Below are 10,990 nucleotides of genomic sequence, written 5' to 3' on the forward strand. Positions count from 1 at the left end.
CAAAACTTCAGAAAGCAAGGTGTAGCCTTAATTGGATTGTTTCGGACTCCCCCACTTTTTTCAACTTATATTCCCCTCGATAACATTAAACTGCAGTTTTTACACCGAACCCGATAAGAAGTACTCCCGTTGCTTTATGGAAAACCTTTTGTAAAAGTGAGTTGTGCAGCCACTTTTTAACATAATCCAATAAATAAACAACAAATAAAAACCAACTGACTGCAATACCCGTTAAAAGCAGGCCAAGGATCATTAACTGATTGTTTACATTTTCACTTAAATGAATAAATTGCGGCATAAACGTAATATAGACAAGAACTGTTTTCGGGTTTAACGTGTTACTGACCATTCCTTGTAAATAAGCCTCTTTATATATTGAAGATTTTCTCGTTGAAAATGATTGCTTATCCCCTTTTTGAATCTGCCCGATCGAAAGTGTATTCCTAGTAAAAAAAGCGAGGATCCCTAAGTAAACCAAGTAAGCCGCCCCTGTATATTTTATAATGGAAAACAACATAACTGATTTCGCAATTACAACCGATAATCCAAGCTAAAATACAATAAACATCTGAGGAATTCTTGTATATTATTGCTTTTCATTTCATACATCCAGTTCACTTCTTACTCTTAAATATAAAAAGCTCCCAACCAAATGGTTAAGAGCCTTACAATGCAAGCGTTTCGAAGAGGTACGGATTGTAAAAAAGGGTTGAAGCCACTTAAGTGTATTACGAGTACTTTCCAGAAGTTTTCCCAAAGACAGAATGTTTGTCCCATCGTATCATCGAATAAAACCTCTTATCCTGTTGTAGTAATAAAGAATAGAGTTTGAATCAAAAGGTTTATCGCAACCACCTTTTATCAGCAAATATAGAATCTCTATTTTGAAATAAGATGGATCAAAATGGAGTACCATTCAAAAAACTTTACAGTAGATTCTTTCCGACTTGTTTAAGGAACTGCTCCACAAACCTATTTACTTCTTGAGGGTTGTCTAGATTGGTAGCATGATGAGCGTCTTTCACTATCCTCAATTCAGCTCCAGGAATATGGGTTTCCATGTACGATTGCTGTCGTAAAGTCATCGTATCGTGATCGCCGCATAATAGTAGAGTTGGACAGACGACCTTATGCAAGCCATCCCGGCTTTCCATTCTGGTAATAGCATCCCACAGGCGTACCCAGTTATGGTGCGGGATCATCTGCATCGCTTCTTCAATGTACGCTTGGTTATCCGGGTTGAATTTCGACAACATCTTGGCCGATAGTTTAGCTGACTGTTTCATCGAAATTAAGCGCGACGACCAGCGGTTAAAGGGAACAAGCAGTTTTTCATACCAATTAAATGTGTTCGTAAACGGCGTTCCAATCAAAATTAATCCTGTTACTCGCTCCGGATATGTGAACGCCGTCTGCAATGAAATGTGACCGCCCATGGACAACCCACATAATACGGCTGATCTTATTCCTAAATGGTCTAATAATCCAATCAAATCTTGACTGAATTCGTTCGAATCAACTTCTCCAGCCGGTAGAGTTGAATACCCATGACCCCGTACATCCCATACAACCGTCTGGTACAACGAAGAGAAATAATCCACCTGTTGCTCCCATTGCTTGTGATTCCACGAAGCGCCATGCGTGAACACAATCGGCTGACCGTTTCCTTGAACTTCGTAATACAATTTCACGTTATTCACTTCACATGTCGGCATTCTATCACACTCCTTGAGATTTTTTGATAGATACAGAATTTTTAGCATGCTGAATTCGAGATGTATATCATGAATGGATTAGAAAGCGGAAAGAACGGAAAAAAGAAAGGATTCTCCGTGCAGCGTTGCAGTTGTTCATGGGACCAGGGAACGCAAGTCGTATTGGAGATAGGTTGAAACATGTCCTTTTGTGTTCGTTTGTTTTAATGCTGCTAGTTACGTAAAAGTAAAACAACCCGGAACATACTTGGATACGCGACTGCTACTTTGTTTCCTGTATGCTTAGTTATGGACAGAACCAGGGTATTTTTAGATTTTTTCTCAGAATGTTGTTTGGACAATTCCATTCTATTGTAGCAAGGGCTAAAGTCTTCTGCTCATAAAATGGATTATTTACTTTAAATAATCATTCTATAAACTTTATAAAAACCACAAATGAAAACAATAACCGATAAATTTGTTAAGTAGATGCATGAAGTAACGGATGGAATAGCTTCCAAACTAGAAATATTAAATGGTATAAATAAAACTCAATAACCGAGTAAAAAAGATTCAAAACCGTTTTTAATAAAAAAAACCCATTTACGATAAGTGTAAATGGGCTAAGTTATTCTCTAAATATTGATTGCTTGGAGAACTGTGATGCACGACGTGGGGACCGTCAATAATTTTGTGTAAATAAAGAAATTCCTTTTCTTATAAACGCTCTTTATTTTTTCTCTTTAAACCATTGCTGCCAGTTCTGAACGTGCTTGATCGAATCCTCGATGGCAACGCGTAGTGAATCGCTGATTATAGCTTTCAAACTGTGAAACAAGAAATCTTTCAAGGGATTCTTCATTTGGAAATTGTTCTTTGCGTTTACTATACTTCTTGATTTGTTTGTTAAAGGACTCTATTAAATTTGTTGAATAAATACTTCTCCAGATGGATTTGGGAAAGCCATAAAAAGTGAATATATAGGGATTATCGAGTATTGATTTTGTCACTTTAGGATATGATGCTTTCCACTTTTCCACAAATGATTGGAGAGCCTCCTGTCCAATCTCAAGGCTTTCTGCCTGGTAAACTAATTTAAAATCCGCGCAGATTTCTGCCCGGTCAGAGACTCGTACTTTATGAGCAATGTTACGTGAGATGTGAACACAACACGCTTGATATTTAGCCTCTGGATAGACTGAAGAAATACTGTCAGTCATGCCTTTCAGGCCGTCTGAGATGAATAAAAGAATATCTTCTACACCGCGTTCTTTTATGTCTTCCAGAAGTTCTTTCCAGACGAAAGCTGATTCTGTTGGTGCAATCGTATAGGCAAGCACCTCTTTTGATCCATCTTCCCGTATACCTACAGCTATATAGACAGCTTCTTTAGAAACTGTCTCGCGCTTTATGGCAATATATGTCGCATCCAAATACACACAAGCATAGCGAGAGGAAAGTCTTCGTGACCGAAAGGCTTCCACCTGTTCACTCATCGCTTGAGTTATATTTGAAATCGTTTGTGGCGTATAGTGATGTCCATACATTTTTTCGATTAAATCCGAGATCTCGGACATGGTCACACCCTTTTGGAACATATGAATGACAAAGGCTTCTAGCGTATCATTGGAGCGCTTGTAAGGCGCCACTGTCTGTTGTTTGAATTCGCCATTGCGGTCACGTGGAATCGAAATGTTCAAATCGCCATACTCTGTGTGTAGCGTGCGTATATACGAGCCATTTCGTGAATTCCCTGAATTGAAGCCAATCCGGTCATATTTTTCATAATCTAAAAAGGCAGTCAGCTCCATCGTGAGCAACGAATTGACCGCAGTTTCTAAATGTGAACGAAAAACCTCGGTAATATCTTGTTTTTTTACTAGAGCCTCGACAATATCTGTTGTAAACTGGTTCATAGGGAAGACCTCTTTTCTTTGGATTGGTTGTGGTGACTTAATTCTACAAGAAAAGGTCTTCCTTTTTCTATTTATTCATTTACACAAAATATTTTACGCTCTCACGACGTGCGCCTTTAAGACTGTATTTTTTACTAATATATTTCCATGAATAGTATAAGGTTTTTGAGTTTAATGGCTTGTTCTTTATACGGAGTTATACCGTTTAATATATCTTCCGCTTTTGAATTTTTTAAGATTAAATTAATTGCCAACATAGCTTTAAATTGAAGTTTGATCAAAATAATCGTTTCTCATTTTTTTCATAACAACAAGACTCATTTGGATATTTTAAGTAGAAAATGGAGAGTGATTTTTTATTAGTGGGCCATTACCCTTTGCTGATGTATTATATTAACATTTTTTGCTGTTTAAAACACACTACGTACTAATCCCCCATCTATTCGTAACGAGGAACCATTAATGGCCGAGGAAAGAGGACTACTTAAGAAGGTGACAAGATGTGCAATTTCTTCTGGCCGGGTGGAGAGTTAGTGAACTTCGTTATATCAAGGCCTATTTACCGATATCATCTTGCGGCAGTAGAGCTGGTTAATACCCCTGTTGACAACGAAGACTGTTCATCTCCCGTATATTATGCAATGAATTGATACATATTATGAAGACATATGTTCAAAAAGGTGGGAGTCTATAATGCAAGACGCCTTAAAACGATTGCAAATATTAATGGGCGATACATTACAAATTCTTGACCACATGGAAGTAGATCCGAAACATAGTCAAATGCTTCAGCATATAAAAAATGGGTTAAATGAGGAAAATACAAAAATTACAGAGTTTACAAATAACACCGTTGAGGAACGGATAGATAAAGCTGTTTCAATGACTATAAATTTGAATAAAATAAACAACTTGGTACAACAATTAGAGGCAAACTTAATAGAGAATTATAAACATTCAACGGGAAATGATATTAAACAATATGAACAAATGTCCCTTGAGGAGCAATTAGAGCAAACCGAGAGCTACCATAATAAAATTGATTACTTAAGTGCCGCAAAGATCCGGGAAAACTTAAATCGGATGAATGAAGTATTACTTAGTATAAGGTCTTGATAATGGGAAACAAGAGCATAGAGACTGTGTTAATGAGAAAGGGGTATTTTTCAAGTGTCCTTCGTCATAACATCTCCTTGTATCCAAGAAAAAGCTGCAGAATGTGTAGATGTCTGCCCTGTGGATTGCATTGCCGAGGGAACAGACCAATTTTATATTGACCCGGACATTTGTATTGATTGCGGTGCATGTCAAGCAGTATGCCCTGTTGAGGCAATTTATCACGAAGAAGAAGTGCCAGAGGGAGAGGAAAAATATATCCGGAAAGCCATTGAATTTTATAAAAACATTTAGCTAATTAGCTAAATGTTTTTATAACTTATTTTCCCTCTTATCAATTAGTAATAAAACTGACAACACCACGATACTAAATACCAACATAAACAGAAATGACACTCACTTACCTTTTTCCAAACAAAAACAGGCTATCCTATCAAAAATGAGATAGCCTGTAAACGTTGATATATCAATGTTTTTATTAAGATTATCGCTTCGAACTTGGTGCACGACGTACGCCCTTTAAGTCCGTACTTCTTACGTTCTTTTATTTAATAGATGTATATTCTTTTACCATCTTATATATTCCCATGAACCATTCTGCTTTTTTAGGGCAACTATTACTTCCAGATACTTTTTCGTTCCGAGCGCTTGACAAACTTCCCCGACATCGCCTTAACCCGTGCTTTTAACAATAGCTTTCTGCCTTCAACATTCCTTGTAAAAATGGCGCATGCCCGCCCGATTTTCTTTTTCCACTTTTTTTCAAAAAGTTGCACATACTCTTTTTTGCGTCCAATTTCATCAGGAATGGCATGGTAATCATGGCGGACATGCCACCTTCTCCCAGAAGTCCGATGAAGAATATATCTTGGATTATCTATCGGATCAAGAAACTGCTGTAACGATTGTAAAAACAGCTTTTGTTCGTGGGGCGTCCCTCTTTCAAGAGAACAACAGACCATACCGTTTGATAATTCTTCTACCACGACCTTGGTTTGATTTGGCGGTGTTTCGATACTCCCAATCTCAAAAAGAACATCGTAAATGATCTGTCCCGCCGTTTGTAAACTTGATTCAATCGACGAGTTGCCAACAAAAATTCGGAGAGCCTTCCACCAATAAGGTGCAGAAAAGATCACTCCGATAACAAGTGCAAAAATTAACGGAGGCAAAAAGCTATCAAACCCTTTATAGCTGCTTTGCACTCCAGCTTCATACAGTATGCTTATGATGATTGATGCAGTTATGATCAGCAGCGTTTTCAATGTATGCTCGAATAAAAATGGTCTCGGTACAAATTCCTTTCCAACATCCACTTGTTCTCTTTTCTTTTCTCCTAGATTTGTTGCTTCTTGCCACCTTTCGAACAGGTCTGCCTTACGCGTTGCCCGCTTCATCATGAGATGATTTACGTCTTCTACTTTTCTAGAGGAAAATGGCGGAGACGTAAAGCGGAGACGCTCTATTCCAGAGACGATAATCGGCAATTCCTCATCTAATCCGCTCAATGATTGAAACCGCCTAAATAATGAAGCATAATCATATCCTCCATCCCACGTGTTTGCATCCACACACACTAAGTGCCAAATATTTGCGCACTTTTGGGGATTGGCTTTATCCGATCGTATCGCTCTACCTCTCATTTGATTAGTTAACATAAATGATCCGACATAAGACGCTAAAATAAGCGTGTTTACGCTTGGCGCATCCCAACCTTCTCCGAGTAAAGCTGTCGTTCCTATTAGCGTATCAATATGCCCTTCTGAAAAGATAGCTGTTATGACTTTAACCATCTCTTGCCTAGATGCTCCAGCAACATTCACTTCACTGTATGCCGGATCATGCCGTAATGGCTGAACTGAAAAATTCAAACCGAATGCATCCAAATGAGAAACGGCATGAGTTGGAATAATCACGATAGAGCCGGTTAAAACACCGAGCTGGCAACGATTTTTTAATTGCCTTCTTAACATTTCAAAGATTGGAATGACACCTAGCCGATTGAGTATTTTCATATCTTGATCTGCTTTTGGTAAATCTTCTTTATATATGTAGTCAGCCAATACAACAAGTCGGAGATCATCCCCTTGCGCTTGTTTTTCAAAGGAAACGATATTCGTTATACTTTGTAGCTTCGAAGCACTCTGCAATAAAGTTCGCTGCATCGCCTTCGTTGCTGTTAAACGAACATTCTTTCGTTCAAGTACTCCGATTCCTGATAATTTTTTTCTGATACTTTGTAACGGCTCGCCTTTCACATTCATATGCGGATCACGATAGAGGAGCCCACCTAGCAATTCTTCCATCCACTCAGTAGTAAACTTCGGCAAATCAATATGTTTTTCATCCATTTGTTGAAATGGCAATTGCCAACAGTCGCTTCCAACCTCTTTTAAAAACAAAATAATTGAAATAAAATAACCGTATTTCGCCAACCTTTCCTCAAGATATGCTTCCGATTTAATCCACGGATGATTTTCTAATAGGCGTATCAAGTCTTTATTTTGTTTTAACGCTTGAATATACGCCTTTACCTCATCACGAAATGCACGAATTGGACCTTCTTCCTTCGGGGTGGGTGTAGACATCCAGACATAATCTTGATGCGGACACAGATCCCCTTCTCGGACTAATGCAGCCATATCAATTTCTTCATCAATTGGCCCGCATAATTTAATATATTTTTCCCATTCTGCTTGACCTACATCATATGGCGGGGTTGCGGTTAAGGCAACGACAGCCGGATGATTCAATTGGTCACGAAACGTTATTGTTGTCTCCCACCAGCTCGTCCTTAAATGATGTGCTTCATCTAAAATCAGCGTTTGAAAATTTTGTTGAAGCAACTTTTCTAATGCCTCTTCTTTCGAAGAAGCATCAAACTCATGTTGTTCTTGTTCGATATCATCTAAATCGGAGTCACTACCTAATTCCTTCACTCTGCTTTCCAGTAAAGCATGTAACCCTTGATAAGTGGTCACCGTTACAAACTTCGGATTCCTCAAATCGGTTGACATCCAATTTGGTGGCTCTGACTGTTGTAAGAACAACTCCGTAAAACGATCCACCCACTGGTTTCGTATCGCCAGCGTCGGCGACACAATGAGCGTTGGTTTATTTAACCGTAGCATTACCTCTAAACCAAGTACCGTCTTTCCTGACCCTGGCGGTGCGACAAGGTGTAAATGATTGTTTTCTAAATGTCCATCCAAATGTTCCAATACTTCGTGTTGATAACTTCGCCAAGGATAACAAAATTTAATCCCGTTAGGAAATTGCTTCATTTACTTCACCAGCCTAAATGCAATCTATTAGCTTGCTAAGCCTTATCATATGCTCCTATATTCCATTAAACTCAAATAATCAAATCTTTTCAATTTATTTTAAGCAAATGAGCTGATGCTACGGAACACTTGGAAAAACAACTTGGTATAATTATAAACTGCTAATTTTATTTGATCTCTAGATCGTATCTTGTTAAGCCTTACGTCATCACACCCTGCTTGTATACCGGATGTTATTCAATGATCTGGATCGTTTAAACATCTTTATTGTTATCCCTCTATTGTAGAAACTTGATCGAGGCTCGTTGGGACTAAGATCTCGTATAACAAGCGAAGTTGTGACACTACTGGAATACTATATAAATTCACTATTTATCATGACGTTTAATCCTTATCCACTTTCATTGTAAATTTAGATTGACATACAAAAAATCAATGACATATAATATTGTTAACTAGTTAACAATATGGATGTTGTAAGAAATATTAAGTAAGGTTGTGTAAAGATTAATGGATCATATGAATAAAAAAGAAGATGCCTTGAAGGCTCTACAACATTTTATTACTGAAAGAGAAGCATCGCAGAAGAAGGGAAGAGTCAATAAAGTAGGTCAGGAAGAAGCGCTCGCTTTAGATTGGACACTCACTCAATTACACATTGTTGCAACAATCAAAGAGAAAGGAATGGCTAATAATACTTCTCTCTCTGAATGTCTAAAGTTATCTAAACCAGCTATTACTAAAGCAGTGAGGAAGTTGTTACACCATAATATCCTTGTAAAAACAAAACAAGAAGATAATAAAAAAGAAGTTTATTATCTTCTTACAGAATCAGGGGAAGAGCTTGCTTTAATTCATGACCGATTACATGAACAAGCAAGAAATAGCTATTTGCGTATCTTGGATAATTTTAACACAGTCGAATTGGAGACTATTATTAGGTTTTTAAACGCCCTTACGGAAAATCTGAAGCACCATTAAGACCATCTATAAAAGGAGGTTGAATATGCAATGTCGAACATCTAAAATCAAAGTATTTGTGTTGTATTTATTAAGTATATGCACATTTTTTGCCTCTTTAAATCAGAACATTTACACACCCGCCATCCCTCTTATTCGGGACTCTTTCAACGTCTCAATAAATTGGGTAAATTTTACAGTGAGTAGTTTTATTTTTATTATTGCTATGATTCAAATCGTTTTAGGAATGGTTATTGAGGCTAAAAATCAAAAAAGATTATTATTGGTCAGCTTCGTTTTTATCAGTATTTCAACTATAATTTGCGCTTTTACAACTAATTTTATGCTCTTTATGATATCTAGATTAGTTCAGGCTATTGGTGCTGGAATTATCCCTTTAGTAACGATCAACATGATTTCACAATTATTTGAAGGTCAAGCTAGAGGCAGTGCAATGGGAACTTATCAAATATTGCTTACACTTGCTCCAGCGATTGCTCCTATTTTAGGGGGATTACTCGGGCAATATTATGGCTATCAAGGAATTTTCCTATTCCTCTCTGTTATTTCTGCTGCATTGTTTGTTTTTATTGCTTACATACTTCCAAACGATGAAAGAAAGAATTCTCGAAGAAAGACAAGCTGCTTTGTTAAAAACTATATAGCTGTTTTTTCAAATTATATAGGTATAAGCACAATGGTTATAAGTTTTTTTGTGTTTTTCATCTATTTTGCTATCCTTGTGTACTTGCCAGTATTACTTCATGATTATTATCACATATCTGTGCAAATCGTAGGTCTCTTATACTTACCGTTAACTGTTAGTATGATTTTAGGAAGTACATTATTCAAAAACTTACAGAAAAAAATATCATTGAATGTATTATTTATGGCTATTTTATTTTTCATGCCATTACAAGTGGTATTATTTGGTGTACTACACACCAAATCCATCATTGGTTTAAGTATCATTTTATTTTGCTATGGTATGACAGTTGGATTTTCTGCTCCGCTTTTTTCAACTATTATAAGTAATGAATACATCGAAAATAGGGGAACAGCTTTAGGTCTTTTTAATTTTATCCGTTATTTCGGTATGACAATTGGAGGCATGCTGACTGGATTGTATAGTATCATATCAAGTAGTTTTGTATTTTTCTTTTTAGGTAGTTTTCTTTTTCTTGCTTCAATATTACAGTTTAGGATTTTAAAGAAAAGCTTTTTATCATGACATTCAATAATTTATATCCACTTTTACAAAGGGCTTCACGTTATTCCGACTACAGGAAAATTTGATCAAACCATTACTGTTCTCAAATCGATCCAAGTGGATAGCACTTAAAGCTAGGAAATGGGACCATCACTGAAGCCATTTTAGACCGTATCATTCACGATTCCTACCAACTTTTACAGGCTATTTCATTTTGATGGGACAACCTGTTTTTATTTGAAAAAAAAGTAAGTGAATGTAAGTTGAATGAAATTAAATAAAAGAAACCATTTTGAAAAAAGATTGATCAAAATGGTTTTTCCTGACTATATCAATCGACTTTTTGATAGGGTACTTCGATACCTTCATCGATAAATAAATGATTCGCAACATCTACATAACTCATTGTATTGCGTACCCAATAATATGACTCATCTATTTTATAAAGTGGCACAGACAATTGATGTTCAAATGAAATGATAAATTGTCCATCCTTTTCAATCGTAAAACTTGTACCAAGTCCATCTGCTAATTCATATCGACCCGTAATATGTTTATGGCACACTAGAAATGTAGGAAACGGCAGCTAATTTATGTACATAAAAAAGGCCACTTGCCAACATCCGAAAAAATACATACACTCCTGTTTGGGCATATCTTTACAGGAGGTAGTATAGGAGATGTTAGCAATGGCTGAAGTTAATTATATCAGATACGAAACGAATACAAAAGGTCGCAGCTATGCAGAAGTAGCACGGCAGATGGGGGTAGATCGGCGGACGGTGAAAAAGTATTCCGACATGGAAGATT

At 36.9% G+C, this 10,990-nt stretch carries 8 protein-coding genes and 2 pseudogenes; 4 read left to right on the top strand and 6 right to left on the bottom strand.

What is annotated here, in order from left to right; translation table 11 throughout:
• Positions 1 to 85: 85 nt before the first annotated feature.
• From C509_RS24785 to C509_RS25555, 4 genes and pseudogenes are all read right to left on the bottom strand, one after another.
• Positions 86 to 550, bottom strand: a pseudogene (locus C509_RS24785) (LysE family transporter); the annotation flags it as partial.
• A gap of 376 nt (positions 551 to 926) precedes the next feature.
• Positions 927 to 1,715 (bottom strand): alpha/beta hydrolase, encoded by a 789-nt coding sequence (locus tag C509_RS0111790; RefSeq protein WP_018707138.1) that lies wholly within the window; start codon positions 1,713 to 1,715, stop codon positions 927 to 929.
• Positions 1,716 to 2,437: 722 nt separating this feature from the next.
• On the bottom strand, positions 2,438 to 3,610 hold the full coding sequence (locus C509_RS0111795) for an IS256 family transposase (RefSeq protein ID WP_018707139.1): 1,173 nt from the start codon (positions 3,608 to 3,610) through the stop codon (positions 2,438 to 2,440).
• 410 nt (positions 3,611 to 4,020) lie between these two features.
• Positions 4,021 to 4,131: pseudogene (locus C509_RS25555) on the bottom strand (SDR family oxidoreductase); the annotation flags it as partial.
• 172 nt (positions 4,132 to 4,303) lie between these two features.
• Here C509_RS25555 and C509_RS0111805 point away from each other — a divergent pair.
• The gene (locus C509_RS0111805; RefSeq protein ID WP_018707141.1) at positions 4,304 to 4,726 is read left to right on the top strand and encodes a hypothetical protein; all 423 of its coding nucleotides are present in this window, start codon (positions 4,304 to 4,306) and stop codon (positions 4,724 to 4,726) included.
• A gap of 54 nt (positions 4,727 to 4,780) precedes the next feature.
• Positions 4,781 to 5,020, top strand: coding sequence for a ferredoxin family protein (locus C509_RS0111810; protein WP_018707142.1), 240 nt, complete (start codon positions 4,781 to 4,783; stop codon positions 5,018 to 5,020).
• Positions 5,021 to 5,343: 323 nt separating this feature from the next.
• On the opposite strand, the gene C509_RS0111815 is transcribed toward C509_RS0111810, so the two are convergent.
• Positions 5,344 to 8,010 carry a DEAD/DEAH box helicase family protein gene (locus C509_RS0111815; RefSeq protein WP_018707143.1) on the bottom strand — a complete coding sequence of 889 codons (2,667 nt, stop codon included), beginning with the start codon at positions 8,008 to 8,010 and terminating at the stop codon, positions 5,344 to 5,346.
• A gap of 519 nt (positions 8,011 to 8,529) precedes the next feature.
• Between C509_RS0111815 and C509_RS0111820 the strand changes: the two genes are divergently transcribed.
• The gene (locus C509_RS0111820) at positions 8,530 to 8,991 is read left to right on the top strand and encodes a MarR family transcriptional regulator (protein WP_026319822.1); all 462 of its coding nucleotides are present in this window, start codon (positions 8,530 to 8,532) and stop codon (positions 8,989 to 8,991) included.
• Positions 8,992 to 9,016: 25 nt separating this feature from the next.
• Complete coding sequence (locus C509_RS0111825; RefSeq protein ID WP_018707145.1) at positions 9,017 to 10,201, top strand: MFS transporter; 1,185 nt, start codon at positions 9,017 to 9,019, stop codon at positions 10,199 to 10,201.
• Between the two features lie 310 nt (positions 10,202 to 10,511).
• Here the strand turns inward: C509_RS0111825 and C509_RS26750 are convergent, their stop codons facing one another.
• Positions 10,512 to 10,745 carry a hypothetical protein gene (locus C509_RS26750; protein ID WP_245542469.1) on the bottom strand — a complete coding sequence of 78 codons (234 nt, stop codon included), beginning with the start codon at positions 10,743 to 10,745 and terminating at the stop codon, positions 10,512 to 10,514.
• Between the last annotated feature and the right edge of the window lie 245 nt (positions 10,746 to 10,990).

The sequence above is a fragment of the Siminovitchia fordii DSM 16014 = CIP 108821 genome (genome assembly GCF_000374565.1).
Classification (GTDB): domain Bacteria; phylum Bacillota; class Bacilli; order Bacillales; family Bacillaceae_C; genus Siminovitchia; species Siminovitchia fordii.